The organism is Glycomyces sp. NPDC048151, from assembly GCF_043202775.1.
Classification (GTDB): domain Bacteria; phylum Actinomycetota; class Actinomycetes; order Mycobacteriales; family Micromonosporaceae; genus Glycomyces.
This window is the reverse complement of the sequence record NZ_JBIDBB010000008.1, coordinates 199,856-219,067: the sequence shown is the minus strand read 5'-3', so window position 1 is coordinate 219,067 and position 19,212 is coordinate 199,856. Positions and strand designations below refer to the sequence as shown.

The window sequence follows — 19,212 nt, the reverse complement described above, 5'->3', positions numbered from 1 at the left end:
GCGGGCGATCCTGATCCGGCGGGCGTAGGGTGTGCCCGAACATTCGAGACCCCCGCGTCGGAGGCTGCATGGAACTGGTCGCGATCCTGTTCGCGCTCGCCGTCGGCGGCCTCCTCCTCACGGCCGCCGCCGAATGGATGCGCATCCCCGCCCCGGTCCTCATCTGCCTCTACGGACTCGCGCTCGGCCTCATCCCCGGCATACCCGCACTGGACCTCGACCCCGAACACCTGCTGCCGGTCCTCCTCCCGCCTATCCTGTGGGCCGCCGCCCGCAAGTCCTCATGGCGGCACTTCGCCGCGAACTGGAGACCCATCCTCTTCCTCGCGGTCCTCCTCGTCTTCGTCACCACCGCCGCCGTCGCGGCCCTGGCCGCCACCATCAGCCCGGTCCTGCCCCTCGGCGCCGCGATCGTCCTCGGCGCGATCTGCGCCCCGCCCGACGCCGCGGCCGTCACCGCCGTCGCCGACCGGCTCGGCCTCCCGCGCCGCCTCGTCACCATCCTCGAAGGCGAAGGCCTCTTCAACGACGTCACCGCCCTCACCCTCTACAACGTCGCCGTCATCGGCGTCGTCACCGGCTCGGTCTCAGCACTGTGGACGGCAGGCCTCTTCTTGTACTCCGCGGCCGGTGCGGCCGCGATCGGCCTCGGCGTCGGCTGGATCCTCGTCAAGCTCGGCTCCCTCGTCGCCGACAGCCGCGTGCGCACCGCCCTCGGCCTCACCGCCCCCTACATCGCCTACCTGCTCGCCGACGTCGTCAAGGCCTCCGGCGTCCTCGCCGTCATCTGCGCCGCGTTCTACCTCGTCGCCCGCTCCGACGACCCCGACGACTTCGAAGGCCGCCTCGTCCAGGGCTCGGTCTGGGACGTCCTCGAGACCGGCCTCATCGCCCTCACCTTCGGCTTGGTCGGCATGGAACTGGTCGACATCATCGTGGCGCTCGGCTCCGGCGTCACCGACCTCCTGTGGAAGGCCCTCGCTGTCGCGGGAGCCGTGATCGCCGTCCGCGCGCTCTGGCTCGCCATGGCGATCTTCCTGGGGCGCAGAGGCATCGGCTGGACCAGTCTCGGCAGCCAGCCGCGCCTGGCCGTGGTCACCGCCTGGGCCGGCATGCGCGGCGTCGTCACCGTGGTGACCGCGCTGGCGATCCCGGAGCGGACGGCGGACGGCGCCCCGTTCCCCGGCCGGGAGCAGATCCAGTTCCTGTCCGTGGCGGTGGTGCTCGCGACGCTGGTCGCGCAGGGCCTCACGCTGCCTGGCCTGATCGCGTTCCTCGGTGTTCGCGCCGACTCGGAGAAGGAGACGGCCGCACTGCGGTTCCTCATGGGCGAGGCGGGCAGGGCCGCCACCGAACGGCTGCGGGAGCTGCGCCGCGAGGGCGCAGTGGACGACGACGTGGCCGCGGCGATGGAGCGGCGGTTCGACCACCGGTCCGCGCAGATCACCGCGATGGTCGAGGAACGCGAAGACCCCGACACCGAGAAGCTCGCCGAGCGGTTCGACACCTTCCAACGCATCGAGAGCGAGATGCTCTCCGCCGCCACGGCCCGGGTCCTGCAGCTGCGTTCGTCGCCCGGGAACGACCCGGTCCTCGTCGACCGGGTCCTCGCCGCGCTCGACCACCGCGCGGTGGGCCGCCACCGGTCCGCTTGACGCGGCAGGGCGCTCCGGCGGTGCCATGTGGCATGTGACGCGTCATGTGCCACCCGTTCTCCCGAGGACGCCGAGCGGGTCGCTCATGCACTGGGAGTGCCATGTGGCGTGTGACATGTCACGCGGCACCCGCGGTTTCCGGGAAGTGCGGGCGCGATGCCCGGTATGTCGCGGCCGGGCCGGACGCCCTCGCGCGCTTAAGGTGGCGCTTGTGGAGAGACGAGAAGCGAGCGCGGCGGCGGCCGGGGTCCGCTGGGCCGCGGCCTTGACGGTTATGGGACTGGCCCTCACGGGCTGCGGTGCGAACCGGAGCGCGCAGACCAGCGAGATGGCTCCGGCGATCTCCGGAGTCGACGCGGACGCCGGGACCGTGGCGCTGCGCGACATGCAGGTGGACTTCGGCGAGCGGGGCTTCTACCTCGCGGGCGGGCAGGCCCCGCTGCGCATCTGGATGGACAACCAGGGCGAGGAGGCCGTGGTTCTCGAGGCGGTGACGAGCCCGGACGCCGAGGCCGTCCTGCTCGCGGCCGACGTCGTCGTCGAGGAGGAGACGCCCGGATCCGAGGCGACGACCCCTGCCGAGAGCGAGTCGCCGTCGCCGGAGACCGACGGTTCCGAGTCGCCTTCGGCCGACGCGTCCGAGACGCCCACCGGCGACGAAGCCTCGCCGACCGGCGACGCCGCGTCCGCGACCCCGGAGGCTCCCGTGGCGGAACTGGTGGGGGAGCAGGACTTCGCGATCGAGCTCGCTCCCGACTCCTATGTGCGCCTGGCGCCGACTACCGGCTCCTTCCTGCTCCTGGACGGGCTGAAGGAGGACCTGAAGATGGGTTCCACGGTCGAGCTCACGTTCGTGTTCTCGAACGGCGAGGCCCTCACCGTGGACCTGCCGATCGGGACGCCGCTCGTGGCCCCGTCCCGCACCTACTTCGAGCCGCACCACGAGGAATAGACCGAGCGGCACGGAAAACGGCGGCGGCGCACCAGCGCCGCCGCCGTCTCGCTTCCAACTGCCGCAGGCGGTCGGCGTTGCGGCCCTTCGGATCACTGCCAGGCGGTGACCTCGATCTCCCGGGTCGTGCCGAGGTCGATGGGCGCCTCCGGCGTGACGGTCTCCAGCGGCGAGCCCTCCGCGTAGCCGACGCTGATCTCGGTCGCGTTCACGACGTCGCCGGCCTCGACCCTGTTGGTCCACACCATGCCCGCGCTCACCGACTCCCCGGGCGCGAGCGTGATCGCCGTCGGGCCGGGGTCCTGGAGCGTGTCGGAACCTTGCCTGACGGCCACGTCGACGCCGGGGACCTCGACCACCGGGTACCCGTTGATCGCGATGTCCTCCGTGCCGCAGTTGACGAGCTCGATCCCGCTGGACCGGACGCCCATCGCCGCGCTGCCCTGGGTCACGGTGACATGGAAGCCCTCAGGGCAGGCGGGCTCCTCGGGCAGCGTGGTGGCCGGTTCCGCCGGCTCGGCGGGCTGCGCGGCGGGCACGCCGACGAGCTGCCAGGCGCCGAGGTCGAGCTCGTGGTCGGCGTCGAGCTCGACCGGATCGGCAAGCTGGAGCTCGTACCCGGCGTACACCGGGAGCGCGTTGACGAGGAAGCGGTCGACTTCGAGCACGTCGCCGCCGTCGGCGGGCGTCCACGAGAGCGGCGCGAACGCGGCCTGCCCCGGGTCCACGGTGACCGACTCGGGGGCGTTCATGTCGCGGGACGCGACGACGTCCCCGCCGAAGACGCCGACCTGCGGCATGCTGTCGAGCAGCAGCGGCGCCTCACCGCAGTTGACCAGGCCGATCGCCATGAACGTGCGGTCCCTGACCTCGCCGGTGGGCGTGAGCGACATCTGGATGCCGTGCTCGTCGCACGCGGTCGAGGTCGCCGCCCCGGCCTCGTCGTCACCGCCGCCGAACCCGCATCCCGAGGCCGCCAGCGCGAGGACGGCGGCGATGAGCGCGAGCGGGCGGGAGGTGCGTGGCATGCGGTGTCCTTCGGTCGTAGCGGGGGTTCCACCCTGCCTAACGCGGAGGCCCTAACGCGAGGTTGCACCGGGCGTCTGGATGATGAGGACGGTGAGGTCGTCGGTGCGCTCGTACCCGCCGCCCTGGAAGTCGGCCTTGAGCTTGCGGTGCAGGCGGTCGGGGTCGCGGATGCCGGAGGCGACGTGCGCGTTGATGCGCTCGATCACCGGGAACGTCTCCCCGGCGGCGTTGCGGCCGTCGATGAACCCGTCGGAGAAGATGACGACGAGGTCGCCGGGCATGAGCGTGGCCTCGCGGATCTCCGTGCGCTGGAGCCCGAAGTCGGCCAGGCCGAGCGGCGGCATGGGCCGCGCGGACAGCGGCTGGGCCGATCCGCGCACCAGGAGCGGGGCGGGGTGCCCGCACAGGACGACGCGGATCGTGTCGAACCGGGGCGTGATCTCGACGAGCGCGGCGGTGGCGAAGGACTGCTGCCACTCGTCCCGGGCGCGGTTGTGGATGCGGACGCGCCGCTCCATGCGCGCGGCGAGGGTGTGCAGGTCGGGGTCGTCGAGCGAGCGCTCCCGGAAGGTTCCGAGGAGCGCTTCGGTGAGGTGGACGGTGGTGAGGCCGTGGCCCTGGACGTCGCCGACGACCGCGCGGATGCCGAGGTCGGTCTCCTGCACTTCGTAGAAGTCGCCGCCGACGAGGCCGGGACTGCCCTCGTGGGTGCGGTAGGCGACGGCGACGCGCGCGCCGCCGACGTGCGAGGGCAGTTCGGGCAGGATCGCGGTCTGGACGGCCTCGGCCACGAGCGTCATCTCCAGCAGCCGCACGACCATGCGGTTCCTGACCCACGACAGCGCGATGCAGAGCAGGCCGATGATGGCGACCGGGGGCAGGTCCTCCCAGGACGACGCCGGGTACTTGAAGATGCCGAGGGCGTCCTGCCCGGCGCTGATGATGCCGACGACGAAGAGCGTCGAGGCCGCCGTGACGAGCGGCCCGTTGACCAGGGCGGTGAAGGCGGGAAGGAGGACGACGACGAAGTCGGCGTATTCGGCGGCGGTGTCGTCGAAGAACGCGATCGGCAGGGTGGCGGCGATGAGGAGGAACGGCATGAGCCGCAGGATGAGGACCGATCCGGGCTGCCCGGCGGCGACGCGGTTCCAGGGGTTGGAAGGCAGCACATAGGACCGGAAGTAGCTCTGCATCTCCGGGCCCTCGCTGCTCCGCTTCACGGGGAGAGCGTATGCGGGCGAACGCGAATCTGCGTCCTGAACAGCGAAAACAGTGGCCGGCCCTGGAAACGGCGGAAGCGGACGGGGGCCGCTCCCGTCCGCTTCCGCTCGCCGTCAGGACGTGGCGGCGTCGATGTGCTCGCGCAGGCGCTCCTCTTCCTCCGCGGAGAGGTTCGTCGACAGGAGCTTGCCGTTGTACTGGCCGCCGAGCTCTTCGAGGACCTTGTCGTAGGTCGCGGAGCGGACGAGGAGCACGAGCGCGGCGGTGCCGGGGCTGAGCTCCTTGCCGAGGTCCTTCATGAAGGAGTCGTCGACGCCGATGTCGGTCATGGCCCCGCCCGCGGCCCCCGCGGCCGCGCCGACGGCCATGCCGAGGAGCGGCGCGAAGAACAGCAGGCCGATGAGGCCGCCCCAGAGCGCGCCGCCGGTCGCGCTGACGCCGACCAGGGAGGTCGACTGGTGGAGTTTGACCTTGCCGTCGTCGCGCCGCTCGACCACGACCGCGTCGTCGAGCTTGATGAGCTCGCGCTTCTGCATGTCGGCGAGTTTCGCGAGGACCGTCTGCGCGGTGGGGACGTCCGGATAGGCCACGGCGATGAGTTGGCTCATGCGTCTTCCTCTCTGCAGGCCGCCTGCGGCGGCGTCTCGCCCGATTGTGTCCGCCTTTGTGACTCTGCGCCGGAAAACGCCCGTGAAACCCTCGTTCGCACCGAACCCGGGATCGCTTCCGCCTGCGCGTTCCCGCCTGGCGGGAACGCCGGTTGACGCTCGGCCTTCCAACTATCTATATTTCCCATAGAGTTAGTAGAGATACTTGCCCGGACATCACTCGGAAGGCTCGCTCGTGCGCACCCTCGTCCTTCTCGGCCTCGTAGGCCTCGCCGCTCAGCTCGTCGACGGCAGCCTCGGCATGGCCTACGGCGTCACCTCCACGACGCTGCTGCTCGCCATCGGCGCCAACCCCGCCGCCGCCTCGGCCACCGTCCACCTCGCCGAGATCGGCACCACGCTCGCGTCCGGCGCCTCGCACTGGCGGTTCGGCAACGTCGACTGGAAGGTCGTCCTCAAGATCGGCATCCCCGGCGCCATCGGCGCCTTCGCGGGGGCCACCGTCCTGGCGAACCTCTCCACCGAGGTCGCCGCCCCGGTCATGTCGATCATCCTGCTCTCGCTCGGCCTCTACGTCCTCATCCGCTTCACCCTCCGCGGCCTCGACCGCAAGAACCTCGGCAAGCCCCTGCGCAAGCGCTTCCTGACCCCGCTCGGCCTCGTCGGCGGCTTCCTCGACGCCACCGGCGGCGGCGGCTGGGGCCCGGTCGGCACTCCCGCGCTGCTCGCGAGCGGCCGCATCGAGCCGCGCAAGGTCATCGGCTCCATCGACACCTCCGAGTTCCTGGTCGCGGTGGCCGCCTCACTCGGCTTCCTTTTCGCGCTCGGCAGCCAGGGCATCGACTTCGCGTGGGTCGGCGTGCTGCTGCTCGGCGGCCTCATCGCCGCGCCGATCGCGGCCTGGCTGGTCCGCCACATCCCGCCGCGCGTGCTCGGCTCGGCCGTCGGCGGCGTCATCGTCCTGACCAACAGCCGCACCCTGCTGCGCAGCGACTGGATCGCCGCCCCCGACGCGGTCCGGTTCGCCGTCTACGCCCTCATCGCGGTCGTCTGGGTCGCGGCGGTCGTCTACTCGGTGCGCCGCCACCTCGCCGAACGCGACGTCGGCGGGCCCGTCCTCGACAAGGCCAACAACCCCGCCGCCGACGGGGAGACCGCCGGGACGCCCGCCCGCGTCGACGAGCCTGCCGCAGGGACCGCCTGACCCGTCCCCGAGAACGCCGCTCCGGCCCGCACCGAACCCGGTGCGGGCCGGAGCCGTTCCCGCCTCCCGGAGGCAACTGTCCCTATTGGATTTGGATGACGACGTGAAAGTGAACTTCGCGTAGCATGTTGCCTCAACGTGGCCGTGACCTGGACCGTTGGAGGCGCCGTGACGCAGTTCTACCAAGCTTTGCTCCGGGACGGCGGGCCCCGGCTCGGGCCGCGGCTGCGGCGGTGCTTCGCCGCCTGGGCGGGGGTCGAGGACGACGGCGCACCGGCCCTCGAACACGCCAAGGGCCGCACGCGGACCGCCTTCGCCGACAACGAGCTCTGCGGCCGCTACACCCATGACGGCCCCACCGGGGACGGGCGGCTGCGCACCACCGCCACCTGGGCGTCGGGCCGCGGCAGCGCGCCCGGCTGGGTCCGCGTCACCGTCGAAGGCGACCTCGACGAGGCCGAGGTGACCGCGCCCGGGTTCATGCCCGCGTTCCTGGCGACCGGCCGCGCCACCGACGGGGCGGTCCCGGTCGAGGCCGGGCCGCTCCTCATCGGACCCGAGGAGGTCAAGGAGCTCACCGGCTGGCTCGCCCGCGCCGACCGGGGGGTGCCCGTCATCGTCCTCACCGTCGACCGCGGCGACCCGAACCTCGTCGCCGCCTGCGCCGACCACCTCGCCGAGGCGCTCGCGGGCATCGCCGTCGTCGCCCGCCTCTACGACTCGCGGACCCAGGACGACCTCAACGCCTGGCTCGGCGGCGACCTCAGCGTCTTCGGCGGCGGCCTGCGCACCTACCTGCCGGGCGTGCGCCCGGGGGAGGAGACGTACGCGATGCGCCACCAGCCGCGCGGCGGCGGCGCGATACGCGACCAGGGCGTGCGCTCACTCGAAGTGGTCGTCAGAGGCGTCGTCGACCTCTCGGTGCACCGGCAGCTGCCCAGGGACATACGCCAGACCGAGCCCCGGGTCGCCCGCATACTGTCCGGCGCGCTGCCGCCGGGCGAACTGCACGCCGCCCCGCCCAGCCCCGCCGCGATCGCAGTCCCGCGCGGCCCCCGGATACCCCGGCCCGCCCCGCCCGCCGAGCCGGCTGCGGCAGCGGTCGATTCCGCCCCGCCCGCGTCCGAACTTGCCGCGCCTGAGCCCGAACCGGCACTCCAGGACCCCGAACCCGATGGGCCGCAAGCCGAACCGGTCGCCGTCGGTCTCGCCGACGACATCGCCGCGAAGCTCGCCGACCGCCTCGACGACAGCGTCCTGGAAGCCCTCGTCGACATGGCCCGCGGCGGCGACTCCGAGACCACCGCGCTCATCAGGACCATGTCCGCCCACCTCGACGCCCTCACCCGCGCGGTCGAGTCGACCGGGCTCCTCGCCTCCCGCAGCCCCGGCCAGGAGCTCGAGCGCCTCCGCAGGCAGTACGACCAGCTCGAGCTCGACTTCACCGAGCTCCAGGAGCAGGAGCGCAAGGCGCAGGACCGGATCCGCTGGCTCGAGAGCCGCCTCGCCGAGCACGCCGACCCCGTCTACGGCCTCCAGTCCGACGACGGCGACGACGCCTGCTGGGAGGCCGAGAGCCTCATGGACGTCGTCCAGCGCGCCCGCAAGCAGCTGCGCCACCTCGACCTGCCCGACGCCCTCGACACCGAGGTGTCCAAACTCGACGTCATGTACCCGCGCCAGCGCCGCCGCTGGACCGGCCGCACCTGGGACGCCCTGCGCGCCCTCGACGCGTACGCGGCCGCCCGCGCCGAGGCCCGCTTCACCGGCGGCTTCTACGACTGGTGCGCCCGCCCGCTCCCCGGCGCGCCGACCATCACCCCGACCATGGTGTCCATGAAGGAGTCCGACTCGGTGTCGGGCAACCCGAAGTACCACCGCGCCAGGGTCTTCCGCGTGCCGACCGAGATCGATCCGTCGGGCCGGGTCTACATGCCCTCGCACATCAAGCTCCAGCAGGTCGGCTCGCCGGCGCCGCGCATGCACTTCCTCGACGACGCGGGCGGCCCCACGGGGAAGGTCTGGATCGGCTACCTCGGCGACCACCTGCCCAACACGCGGACGAACTGAGGCGCGGGCGTCGGGCCGGGCTCCTCCCGTAGGCTCGGGGGCGACCCCCGGGAGGAGCCTCGATGGACTTCATGCGCCGCAACGCGAGATGGATCGCCCTGGCGGCCCTGCTCGCGGTCCTGGCACCGTTCATCGCCCAGATGTTCAACGCCCTGTTCGCGGTCGACACGCTGCTGGTGGCGGTGATCCTGCTGGGCGCCATCGTGATCGGCGTGGCGATCCTCGCCCGCGGCTCGCGCGACGAGGAGTGAGCGCGCCCGCCGGCGGGGCCCACCGCCGGGCGCGCGGTGACTAGTCTCGGAACCGGGGAGCGTCCTCGCGCTCCCGGACGAGAGGACACCCCATGGCACGCCGCAAGCGCCCCCTGTTCGCCCGCTGGTACCCCGACGCCGCCGCGCGCCTCGAGGCGCGCGGCCTCGCCGAGCAGCGGGCCCGCCTCCTCGCCCCGCTCGAGGGACGCGTCCTCGAACTCGGCTGCGGCTTCGGCGCGAACTTCCCGCACTACCCCGACGCGGTGACCGAGCTGGTCGCCGTCGAACCCGAGGAGCACTTCCGCGACCTCGCGCGCGCCCGCGCCGACGAGCTCGGCCTGAAGGCGGCGATCATCGAGGGGACCGCCGAGGCCCTCCCGGTCGAGTCGGACTCCTTCGACGCGGTCGTCGCGACGGCCGTGCTGTGCTCGGTCGACAGCCAGGCCGCGGCGCTCGCCGAGATCGCCCGCGTCCTCAAACCCGGCGGGCAGCTCATCGGGTTCGAGCATGTGGGATCGGCCGGACGCGCCCGCCACGCGGCCGAGAAGGCCCTCGACGCGGTGCTGTGGACGCACCTCAACGGCGGCTGCCACCTCTCCCGCGACACCCTCGGCGCGATCCGCGCCGCCGGATTCGACACCGAGGGGATGCGCGAGGAGCGGTTCCCGTTCCTGCCGTTCCCGGTCTCGAAGAGCCCGCACATCGTCGGCGCCGCCCGCAAGCCCGCGTAGCCGCCTACGCTCGGAGGCAGGAACACCCGCAGAGGGAGGCCCGCATGGCCCGCCGCCGTCGCCGCCTGTTCGCCCGCTGGTACCCCGGGTTCGCCGCCGCCCTCGAGGACCACGGCCTGGGGGAGCGGCGCGCACGCCTCCTGGCCGGGCTCTCCGGGCGCGTCCTGGAGGTCGGCTGCGGCCACGGCGTCAACTTCCCGCACTACCCCGACGCGGTGACCGAGCTGGTCGCGGTCGAACCCGAGGCGCATCTGCGCGCCCTCGCCCGCGCTGAAGCCGCTGGCAGGAACGCGGTCGTGCTCGACGGCCAGGCGGAGGCGCTGCCGGTGGAGAGCGGCTCGTTCGACGCGGTCGTGGCGACGCTGGTCCTGTGCTCGGTCGAGGACCAGGACCGGGCCCTGGCGGAGATCCACCGGGTGCTCAGACCCGGCGGCGCGCTGGTGTGCCTGGAGCACGTGGCCTCGGCGAACCGGGCGGTCCGCTCAGGGGAGCGCGCGTTCGACGCGGTGTTCTGGTCGCACGCGTTCGGCGGCTGCCACACCGGCCGCGACACGGGCGCGGCGATGCGCCGGGCCGGTTTCGACACGTCCGACCTGGCCGAGGGCCGGTTCCCGGACCTGCCGTTCCCGCTCTCGGTGAGTCCGCACCTCATAGGCGCCGCAACCAAGGCCGACTAGTACTTTCGGATGAAAAGACTGACCGAAAGCACTATTTACAGAGTGTCATATATTTTCATGTTGTGGTATGATGTGTCCTGTTCAGGGTTGCTTTCAGGCGGCACGAGCCGGATAGGTCCCGCCCACTCGGTCCGTGTCCGCGCGGTGCCCGGCGACCCTGCGGCGCCGCATCAGCGCGCGGCCGCTTCTCGCGATCGCGGCGTCACGCTTGCCCATCGGCGGCCCAAGGCCGCACCCGACCGCCGCATACCGCTCATGATTGACAAGATCATGCGAAAGATCATATTCGTGGCATTCGCAGTGTTCGCACTGATGTTTGCCGGCACGTCAACCGCGTGGGCCGGCAGCCCACACTTCGTCAAGGTCTCCTACACGGTCACGGACAACACCCTGACCGTCCAGGGCAAGGAGGCCGGTCTCGGCAACGAGACGCAGGTGCACATCGTGGTCTCGGCGACCGCCGAGTGCATCAACCCGGGTGGCCACCACCCGAAGGCCGCGAACAAGGCGAGCTTCACCGCCGAGGGCGACTTCCCCGTCCAGAACGGACGCGCGGACTTCTCCCTGACGCTCACGGCCACGTTCCAGCCGGACTGCTCACCGCCCATGACCGTCAAGTTCACCAGCATCACCGTCGAGGACGTCGACCACAACGTCTTCAAACGGCTGTTGTGACCCCTGCCGGTCGCGCGACTTCGGCGCCAGCCGGGGTCGCACAACACTGCCCGCCGAATCCGCTTGCGGCCCTTGCAGGGCACGCCTACCCTCCACGGCATGGATTCACCCCGCAACCTGCTGAACGTGGTCGACGTCGAAGCGACCTGCTGGCAGGGCCAGCCGCCGCCGGGCGCGGTCAGCGAGATCATCGAGATCGGCCTCACCGTCGTCGACCTCGACCTGCGCGAATGCCTCGAGAAGCACCGCATCCTCGTGCGGCCCAGGCGGTCCCGGGTGAGCGAGTTCTGCACCGAGCTGACCGGGCTCACCCAGGAGGAGGTCGACACCGGCGTCGAGTTCGCCGAGGCCTGCCGCCTCCTCACCGCCGAGCACCGGTCGGACTCGCGGCCCTGGGCGAGCTGGGGCGACTACGACCGCAACCAGTTCGACCGCCAGTGCCGGGCGACCGGCACCCGCTACCCGTTCGGGTCGCGCCACACCAACGCGAAGCTCCGCTTCACCGAGGCGCGCGGCCTGCGCCGCAGGCCCGGCATGGCGGCGGCGCTCGACATCGCGGGCCTGCCGCTCACGGGCCGCCACCACAGCGGCGCGGACGACGCCTGGAACATCGCGGCGCTGGTCCTCGACCTGGCCGGGACTGGCGACTGGCCCGACGCCCGCTTAGCCGATGCGGCCGTACGCATCGAGGGTCGCGAGCGTCGCCCGCGTCAGGTAGCCGCCCCATTCGTGGGCGACCGCGGGCGTCCACATCGTGAAGTTCGGGACCCATCCGCCGTCGGCGCCCTGGGTTTCGACGAGGTGGTCGAGGTGTCTGCCGATCTCCTCGTCGCTGAACAGGCCGCGGGCCCACGAGTCCGGTGTCGGCGCGAGGTCGAGCGGGGAGTGGGTGTGGCCGGGCTCGTCGGGGTCGAGTGCCGCGCTGGCGCGCAACGAGGGGCCGAGGCGCTCGAATTCGCCGCGGGCGCGTTCGGCGTCGGGGACGCGTTCGAGGAAGCGGATGACGCACATCGCGTCGTAGGCGCCGACCTCGTCGAGCCGGGCGATCGCCCGCCAGCAGAACTCGGCGGCCGTCTCGACCCACGGGTGCTTGACGCCGTGGTCGAGGAGGAGCCCGCAGATCGGCGCGGTCGGGTTGAGGGCCGCCGGGGGCTCGTCGCCCTGCGGCTGCCACCAGGGTGCCCGTTCGTCGTCGCGGACGCTCGGCAGGACCCATGGGACGCCGCCGTCCGCGGTGGAGTGCTCCTCGAGCCAGGCGCAGGCGGCGAGCACGATCGCCTCGTCGAACGCACCGACCTCGTCGAGCGCCCACAGCGCGACCTCGGCGCCCTGCGGCTGACTGCCCGCGCCGCGCAGGTCCGGCTCGATCGCGTGGCCGAAGCCGCCGTCGGGGTTCTGGTACGCGCGCACGGCGTGCAGGACCGGCCCGGCGGGGCCGCCGTGGAAACGGTTGGCGAAGCGGGCTCGGTCGATGAGGCGGGCGTTGCGGTCGAGGTACCGCTCCGCGGCGGTGAACGCGTCCTTGCTGAGGGTCTTCATCGGAGCCCTTTCGTTGCAGCGGCGTGGTGCACGACCGTACCGGACGGGTCCGACATTCAGCCCAGTGCGCGCTCGAAGGCCGTGTAGACCTCGTCGTTGAACAGCACGAAGCGGATGTCGGCGACGTTCGTCTCGGCCGCGCGCACAGCGGCGACGGCGATCGCGGCGGCCGATGCGGCAGGCCAGCCGTATACCCCGGCGGAGACCGCCGGAAACGCGATCGAGTCGGCGCCGAGGCTGTCGGCGACGGCGAGGGACTCGCGATAGCAGGAGGCGAGGAGTTCGCCGCGGTCCTCGCCGGGGGAGTAGACGGGACCGACGGTGTGGATGACCCAGTGCGCGTCGAGCCGCCCGGCGGTGGTGGCGACGGCCTGCCCGGTCGGGAGGCCCTTCCCGTAGTGGGAGCGGCGCAGGTCCTGGCACTCGGCGAGGATCGCCGGTCCGCCCGCGCGGTGGATCGCGCCGTCGACGCCCCCGCCGCCCAGGAGCGAGGAGTTGGCGGCGTTGACGATGGCGTCGACGTGCTGCTTCGTGATGTCGCCTTTGAGGATCTCGATGCCCATGCCCCCATGCAAGCACGCGCGGCCGGGCGCGGTGCGGGGCCCGCCGTTTCGACGCCCGGCGGCGTGCGCGGCAGTAACGTTCGCGGTCAGCGGCTTGTCACGAACTCGTGATGCGCGCACGCCCCCGCGACACGTTGACAATGCAACAAACAACCATGTATAACCAAAGAAATCCAAATGAAACGGGGGTGAAACCACATGTTCGCGGAGGAGCGCCAGCAGCGCATCGCCGAACGCGCGCGCACCGAAGGCCGCGTGGACGTCGCGGCCCTGGCGGCTGACCTCGAGGTCACCACCGAGACCATCCGGCGCGACCTCACCGCCCTGGAGCGCCAGGGCGTCGTCAAGAAAGTCCACGGCGGCGCGATCCCCCTGGAGCGCATGGGCTTCGAACCCACCGTCGCCGCGCGCGACACCGTCCAGACCGCCGCGAAGGAACGCATCGCGGCCGCCGCCCTCGCCGAGGTCCCCGAGGAGGGCGCGATCCTCCTCGACGCGGGCACCACCACCGCCCGCATCGCCAAGGCCCTCCCGGCCCGCGAGCTCACCGTCGTCACCAACGACGTCCTCATCGCCTCCCTCCTCGCCGCCAAACCGCTCCTCACCGTCCTCATCGTCGGCGGGAAGGTCCGCGGCCGCACCATGGCCGCCGTCGACGACTGGGCCCTGCGCGCCCTCGCCGAGACCTGCGTCGACGTCGCCTTCATGGGCGCCAACGGCATCAGCGTCGAACGCGGACTCACCACACCCGACACCGGCGAGGCCGCCGTCAAGCGCGCCATGATCAGTGCCGCCCGCAAGACCGTCGTCGTCACCGACCACACCAAGGCCGGGAACGACTGCCTCGCCCGCTTCGGCACCCTCGACCAGGTCGACGTCCTCGTCACCGACACCGGACTCGACGACGGCCTCACCGCCGGCTTCGAAGCCGCCGACCTGAAAGTGGTGCGCGCATGATCGTCACCGTCACCGCCAACCCGAGTCTCGACCGGACCATCGCCATCGAACGCCTGCGCCGCGGCGAAGTCCTGCGCGCCACCGGCGCCCGCGTCGACCCCGGCGGCAAAGGCGTCAACGTCTCCCGCGCGCTCGTCGCCAACGGCCACCGCACCCGCGCCGTCGTCACCACCGGCGGCCACGCCGGGAACGAACTGCTCGACCTCCTCGCCGAAGCCGGCGTCCCAGTCCTCGAAGTGCCCGTCTCCCAAGGCGTCCGCTCCAACCTCACCGTCGCCGAGACCGACGGCACCGTCACCAAGCTCAACGAGGCCGGGCCGACCCTGCGCCCCGAAGAGGTCGAAGAACTCCTGACCGCAGCCATCGCGCCCACCCTCGACCGGCCCGCCTCCTGGATCGCCGGATGCGGCAGCCTCCCGCCCGGCGTCGGCCCCGACTTCTACGCCGTCCTCGTCGCCCGCGCCCGCGACGCCGGGGTGCACACCGTCGTCGACACCTCCGGCCCCGCTTTCGAAGCGTGCCTCGCCGCCGGACCCGATCTCGTCAAACCCAACGCCGACGAACTCGCCGAAGCCACCCGCACCGGCATCGCGACGATCGGCGACGCCGTCCACGCCGCCCAGGCCCTCCGCGAAGCGGGAGCCGGAGCCGTCCTCGCCTCCCTCGGCGCCGACGGCGCCATCCTCGTCGCCGCCGAAGGCGTCTGGCACGCCCAAGCGCCGCTCGCCGGGCCCGTCGCCAGCACCGTCGGCGCGGGCGACGCCGCCCTCGCGGGCTTCCTCGCCGCGGGCGGGCACGGCCCCGAGGCGCTGGCCGCCGCCGTCGCGTGGGGCACCGCCGCGGTGTCGCTGCCCGGCAGCGTCATGCCCGGCCCGAAGGACATCGACCTCGGCGCCGTCGCGATCACCGCCACCCCGGACGCCGACCGGGCACTGACCTGAGGAGCACCAGCCATGTCCGGTCTCATCACCGCCGACCTGATCGACCTCGACCGCACCGGGGCCGACCGCCACGAGGCCACCGCGATGCAGAGAAGCCCGTGGGGGTGTGCGGCCCGGCGAGGCCCGCCCGGCCGTCGCCGCCTACTGAGCTCCCGGTGCCGCGTGACATGTGACATGGCACCGCCGAGCCCGGCCTCGACGGACGCCGCCCCGGCGTGGCACCGACCCGTGGCATGTGATGTATTACCGGTGCGGGGAATGCGAGCGAAACGCGCGGGCGCACCGCCGTCACCTCCACCGGTTCGGTTGATATCGGACCCTTCAACTAACCCATTTACAAAGGCGGCATTCGCGCCGTACCATGCATCCATGAAGTCCACCTCGCGCGACATCCGCCTCCGCAACTGCTTCGCAGTGCTCCGGCACCTGATCGCGGACGCCCCCACCTCCCGCCAGATCCTCGCCCGCGAGACCGACCTCAGCGTCGCCACCGTCTCCAACCTGGTCACCGACCTCATCGAACTCGGCGTCGTCGTCGAAGTGGGCCGCGAGGACTCCGGCGGCGGCAGGCCCCGCGCCCTGCTCGCGCCCAACGCCGGCGGCGGCGTCATGATCGGCGTCGACGTCGCCGAGACCTACGTCTACCTCGAGGTCTACGACCTCACCCTCGCCGTCGTCGACCGCGTCGAAGAGCGCATGGAACCCAGCGAGAACGCCCCCGAGCAGGTCATCGGCCACATCGTCTCCGCCATGGACCAGATCCGCGAACGCCTCGGCGACCGCGCCATCCTCGGCCTCGGCGTCAGCCTCCCCGGCCAGGTCGACGTCACCTGGGGCGTCTCCGGCTTCGCCCCCAACTGGAACTGGCACGACGTCCCCTTCCGCCAGCTCCTCGCCGACCGCCTCCAGCTCGACGTCCCCATCTACCTCGACAACCCCCTCAAGACCATCACCGTCGGCGAACTCTGGTTCGGCGACGGCCGCGGCGTCGACCGCCTCGCCGTCCTCATCCTCGGCACCGGCGTCGGTGCGGGCCTGGCCTTCGGCGGCCAGCTCTACCGCGGCGCCACCAACTCCGCGGGGGAGTGGGGCCACACCACCATCAACCCCGCTGGACCCCAATGCCGCTGCGGCGCAAAAGGATGCATCGAGGCCTACGTCGGCGCCCCCGCCATCCTCTGGCACTGGGGCCAGCTCGACGGCCGCGCCAGCACCGGCTCCCAGACCGAGGCCATGGCCGCCCTCGCCGCCGCCTGGGAAGCGGGCGAGCCGACCGCCGTGCGCACCGTCGAGACCGTCGCCGAATACCTCGCCGCGGGCGTCGCGAACCTCCTCAACCTCTTCAACCCCGACCTCGTGGTCTTCGACGGCTGGGTCACCAGCGTCCTCGGCGACGCCCTCGTCCCCGAGTTCGAACGCCGCCTCGCCGACCACGCCATGGAGGCCCCCCTCAAGGCCGCCCGCCTCAAACGCAACAGCCAGGACCGCAACATGGTCGCCCTCGGCGCGGCCGCGCTGGCCCTCGAAGGGCACCTGAACCGCCTGAACACGGTCGGGTCGCGCACCCGCCGCTGACCCGGCCGCACTTCCCGCAGTCCCGCCGCGAGCCCCTGCCGACCGGTTCGGCACGGGGCCGTTCGTGCTGTGCGCTGCGGAAACTCCTGCCCCACCAGTGGTGATCGCTCCCACCGCTATCGAGCGCAAATCGTTATCCGAGCCCTTACTCCAACCCATTGACAAAGTGAGTGGCGCTCGTAACACTGGGAGGCGATCGACGGATGTCGAAACTCCGCTGCGGCGTCGACCAGACCCGCGCACGGGAGCCCTTCCGACCTCTCAACGTAGCGAGGAGCTAGTCATGGTTGCCTTCAAGCGCAACGACCCTTCCCAGCAAACGCTCGCCAAGCTGGCGATGAACCGCCGCCGCATGCTCGCCCTCGGCGGCCTGGCCGCCGGGACCGGCGCGCTCGCCGCCTGCGGCGGCAACACCGGCCGCGGCTCCAGCGAGGGCGTCAACCTCTCGCAGTGGTACCACCAGTACGGCGAGGCCGGCACCCAGCAGGCCGCCGAGAAGTACGCCGCCGCGTACAAGGACGCCACCGTCACCATCAACTGGATCCCCGGCGACTACGACACCGCGCTCTCCTCCGGCCTCCTGGCCGAGAAGGAAGGCGACTACCCGGACGTGTTCGAGGGCCACCTCAACCGGGCCATGGTCGAGAGCGGGCAGATCGTGCCGCTCGACGACATCCTCGCCGACGTCCTCGACGACTACACCCCGGACGACCTGGCGCGCAACACGATCGACGGCAAGGTCTACGGCGTCCGCATGATCGACGACCCGCAGTTCCTGTACTACCGCCCGTCCCTCCTGGAGGCCAAGGGCATCACGCCCCCGGCCACGTTCGAAGAGCTCGTCGCCGCCGCCGCCGAACTCACCACCGGCGACGTCAAGGGCCTGTTCCTCGGCAACGACGACTCGGCGACGAAGCTGTTCCAGCCCATCGTCTTCTCGGCGGGGGAGACCCTGCTGACCGACGCCAACGAGATCGGCTTCACCAAGGAGACCGTCCTCGCGGGCGCCGCGCAGGTCAAGGCGCTCCACGAGTCGTCGTCGCTGCTGGTCGGCGCGCCGACCGAGGCGTGGGACCCGTCCTCGATCATCCAGAACCTGTGCGCGATCCAGTGGTGCGGCCTGTGGGCGCTGCCCCAGATCATCGAGGCGCACGGCGACGACATCAACGTGATCCCCTTCCCCGCGTTCGGCGGCGGCACCCCCACGGTCTTCAACGGCGGCTGGGACACCTTCGTCAACGCCAAGTCCGCGAACGTCGACGAGGCGAAGGCCTTCGTCAAGTGGCTGTGGGTCGACAACGAGGAGTTCATCCTCGACTGGAACCTCTCCTACGGCTTCCACATCCCGCCGCGCCTGTCGATGCGCGGCAGCGCCGAGCAGCTCAGCTCCGGGCCCGCGGCCGAGGCCGTGCGGATCTCCGAGGAATACGGCTGGGCCGAGAACCCGAACTGGACGCCCAAGATGGAGACCGCGGTCGACGACATGATGAACCACATCGTCCTCGAAGGCGCCGACCCCGACGCCGAGTTCGAGACCGCCGCCGCCGCCATCCAGGACGAGCTCGACTCGATCTTCGGCTAGAAGGGCCAGCAACGTGGCAGTCTCCGCAGCGACCGCCGCGGACGCGAAGGCGGGACCCGGGGAGCGCGCTCCCCGGGTCCGCCGAGGCGGACGCTGGCGGACCTCCCTCACCTTCTGGGGCTTCGTCGGGCCCTTCCTCGTCGGCCTCATGGTCTTCACGATCATCCCGGTCGCCTGGAGCGCGTACCTGTCGTTCTTCGACGCGACGAACACCGTCAGCCCCACGGCCGACGACTTCGTCGGGTTCGGCAACTACACCGCCATGCTCACCGACCCGGCCTTCCAGGACAGCCTCGTCACCTTCACGGTGTTCGCGGCGTTCATCGTGCCGGTCACGTTCGCGTGCTCGCTCGGCCTGGCGCTCATGCTCAACCGGGTGCGCGTCATGCGCGCGTTCTTCCGCTCGGTGTTCTTCCTGCCGTTCGCCTGCTCCTATGTGGTCGCGGCGCTGGTGTGGAAGATGTCGATCTTCAACGGCGTGCGGTTCGGCCTGGCCAACACCGTCCTCGACCTGTTCGGGATCGACGAGATCGCCTGGCTCTTCCGGCCCGACCCGCCGTGGTTCTGGCTCGTCATCGTCTCGCTGCGGCTGTGGATCCAGGTCGGCTTCTACATGATCCTGTTCATCGCCGCGCTCCAGCAGATCCCGCAGCACCTCTACGAGGCCGCCTATGTGGACGGCGCGAAGCCCGGGCCGCAGACGTTCTGGCACATCACGCTGCCGCAGCTGCGCGCCACGTCCGTCGCCGTCCTCATGCTCATCCTCATCGCCGCCTACCAGGCGTTCGACGAGTTCCTGCTCCTGGTCGGGACGATGCCGTCGGCGCGGCCGCCGCTGGTGTACCTGTACCAGACCTCGCTGGGCATGCAGCAGGAGCTGGGCACCGGCTCGGCGGGCGCGCTCATCCTGGCGCTCCTGATCGCGCTCGTGACCCTCCTGCAGGGCAAGTTCCTCGGCTTCGGCAACTCGGAAGATCGGTGA

Annotated in this window: 18 protein-coding genes and 1 pseudogene; 14 read left to right on the top strand and 5 right to left on the bottom strand. The window is 71.7% G+C overall.

Features of this window, described 5'->3' with window-relative positions:
• The first annotated feature begins 68 nt into the window (after positions 1 to 68).
• Together ACGGCP_RS20600 and ACGGCP_RS20595 are read left to right on the top strand one after the other, a co-directional pair.
• A complete protein-coding gene (locus ACGGCP_RS20600) occupies positions 69 to 1,655 on the top strand; it encodes a cation:proton antiporter (RefSeq protein ID WP_392968425.1) in 1,587 nt (528 codons plus the stop codon).
• 211 nt (positions 1,656 to 1,866) lie between these two features.
• A complete protein-coding gene (locus ACGGCP_RS20595; protein ID WP_392968423.1) occupies positions 1,867 to 2,607 on the top strand; it encodes a hypothetical protein in 741 nt (246 codons plus the stop codon).
• Between the two features lie 92 nt (positions 2,608 to 2,699).
• Here ACGGCP_RS20595 and ACGGCP_RS20590 read toward each other — a convergent pair whose 3' ends face one another.
• From ACGGCP_RS20590 to ACGGCP_RS20580, 3 genes are all read right to left on the bottom strand, one after another.
• Complete coding sequence (locus ACGGCP_RS20590) at positions 2,700 to 3,635, bottom strand: DUF4232 domain-containing protein (RefSeq protein ID WP_392968421.1); 936 nt, start codon at positions 3,633 to 3,635, stop codon at positions 2,700 to 2,702.
• A gap of 51 nt (positions 3,636 to 3,686) precedes the next feature.
• Positions 3,687 to 4,856: a PP2C family protein-serine/threonine phosphatase gene (locus tag ACGGCP_RS20585; RefSeq protein ID WP_392968419.1), complete on the bottom strand. Its 1,170-nt coding sequence runs from the start codon at positions 4,854 to 4,856 to the stop codon at positions 3,687 to 3,689.
• A gap of 114 nt (positions 4,857 to 4,970) precedes the next feature.
• Positions 4,971 to 5,465: a DUF1269 domain-containing protein gene (locus ACGGCP_RS20580; RefSeq protein ID WP_392968417.1), complete on the bottom strand. Its 495-nt coding sequence runs from the start codon at positions 5,463 to 5,465 to the stop codon at positions 4,971 to 4,973.
• 235 nt (positions 5,466 to 5,700) lie between these two features.
• On the opposite strand from ACGGCP_RS20580, the gene ACGGCP_RS20575 reads away from it, so the two are divergent.
• The 7 genes and pseudogenes from ACGGCP_RS20575 to ACGGCP_RS20545 form a co-directional block, all read left to right on the top strand.
• Positions 5,701 to 6,669 (top strand): sulfite exporter TauE/SafE family protein, encoded by a 969-nt coding sequence (locus ACGGCP_RS20575; protein ID WP_392968415.1) that lies wholly within the window; start codon positions 5,701 to 5,703, stop codon positions 6,667 to 6,669.
• A 168-nt stretch (positions 6,670 to 6,837) separates the two neighbouring features.
• Positions 6,838 to 8,739 (top strand): hypothetical protein, encoded by a 1,902-nt coding sequence (locus tag ACGGCP_RS20570; RefSeq protein WP_392968413.1) that lies wholly within the window; start codon positions 6,838 to 6,840, stop codon positions 8,737 to 8,739.
• A gap of 62 nt (positions 8,740 to 8,801) precedes the next feature.
• Entirely contained in the window at positions 8,802 to 8,990 is a 189-nt protein-coding gene (locus ACGGCP_RS20565) for a hypothetical protein (RefSeq protein ID WP_392968411.1), read from the top strand.
• A 92-nt stretch (positions 8,991 to 9,082) separates the two neighbouring features.
• Positions 9,083 to 9,721 carry a class I SAM-dependent methyltransferase gene (locus tag ACGGCP_RS20560; protein ID WP_392968409.1) on the top strand — a complete coding sequence of 213 codons (639 nt, stop codon included), beginning with the start codon at positions 9,083 to 9,085 and terminating at the stop codon, positions 9,719 to 9,721.
• Between the two features lie 44 nt (positions 9,722 to 9,765).
• Complete coding sequence (locus ACGGCP_RS20555) at positions 9,766 to 10,398, top strand: class I SAM-dependent methyltransferase (protein ID WP_392968407.1); 633 nt, start codon at positions 9,766 to 9,768, stop codon at positions 10,396 to 10,398.
• A 288-nt stretch (positions 10,399 to 10,686) separates the two neighbouring features.
• Positions 10,687 to 11,073, top strand: coding sequence for a hypothetical protein (locus ACGGCP_RS20550; protein WP_392968405.1), 387 nt, complete (start codon positions 10,687 to 10,689; stop codon positions 11,071 to 11,073).
• A 99-nt stretch (positions 11,074 to 11,172) separates the two neighbouring features.
• Positions 11,173 to 11,724, top strand: a pseudogene (locus tag ACGGCP_RS20545) (exonuclease domain-containing protein); the annotation flags it as partial.
• Between the two features lie 12 nt (positions 11,725 to 11,736).
• On the opposite strand, the gene ACGGCP_RS20540 reads toward ACGGCP_RS20545, so the two are convergent.
• Both ACGGCP_RS20540 and ACGGCP_RS20535 read right to left on the bottom strand, forming a co-directional pair.
• Positions 11,737 to 12,612 (bottom strand): hypothetical protein, encoded by an 876-nt coding sequence (locus tag ACGGCP_RS20540; RefSeq protein WP_392968404.1) that lies wholly within the window; start codon positions 12,610 to 12,612, stop codon positions 11,737 to 11,739.
• A gap of 56 nt (positions 12,613 to 12,668) precedes the next feature.
• Positions 12,669 to 13,175: an O-acetyl-ADP-ribose deacetylase gene (locus tag ACGGCP_RS20535; RefSeq protein ID WP_392968402.1), complete on the bottom strand. Its 507-nt coding sequence runs from the start codon at positions 13,173 to 13,175 to the stop codon at positions 12,669 to 12,671.
• Positions 13,176 to 13,373: 198 nt separating this feature from the next.
• Between ACGGCP_RS20535 and ACGGCP_RS20530 the strand changes: the two genes are divergently transcribed.
• The 5 genes from ACGGCP_RS20530 to ACGGCP_RS20510 all read left to right on the top strand — a co-directional run bounded on the left by ACGGCP_RS20530 (position 13,374) and on the right by ACGGCP_RS20510 (position 19,212).
• Positions 13,374 to 14,132 carry a DeoR/GlpR family DNA-binding transcription regulator gene (locus ACGGCP_RS20530; protein ID WP_392968400.1) on the top strand — a complete coding sequence of 253 codons (759 nt, stop codon included), beginning with the start codon at positions 13,374 to 13,376 and terminating at the stop codon, positions 14,130 to 14,132.
• The gene (gene pfkB / locus ACGGCP_RS20525; RefSeq protein ID WP_392968398.1) at positions 14,129 to 15,073 is read left to right on the top strand and encodes a 1-phosphofructokinase; all 945 of its coding nucleotides are present in this window, start codon (positions 14,129 to 14,131) and stop codon (positions 15,071 to 15,073) included. Before ACGGCP_RS20530 ends, pfkB begins: the two co-directional genes overlap by 4 nt.
• A 369-nt stretch (positions 15,074 to 15,442) precedes the next feature.
• Complete coding sequence (locus tag ACGGCP_RS20520; protein WP_392968396.1) at positions 15,443 to 16,648, top strand: ROK family transcriptional regulator; 1,206 nt, start codon at positions 15,443 to 15,445, stop codon at positions 16,646 to 16,648.
• A 283-nt stretch (positions 16,649 to 16,931) separates the two neighbouring features.
• Positions 16,932 to 18,230 carry an ABC transporter substrate-binding protein gene (locus ACGGCP_RS20515; RefSeq protein ID WP_392968394.1) on the top strand — a complete coding sequence of 433 codons (1,299 nt, stop codon included), beginning with the start codon at positions 16,932 to 16,934 and terminating at the stop codon, positions 18,228 to 18,230.
• A 13-nt stretch (positions 18,231 to 18,243) separates the two neighbouring features.
• The gene (locus ACGGCP_RS20510) at positions 18,244 to 19,212 is read left to right on the top strand and encodes a carbohydrate ABC transporter permease (RefSeq protein ID WP_392968392.1); all 969 of its coding nucleotides are present in this window, start codon (positions 18,244 to 18,246) and stop codon (positions 19,210 to 19,212) included.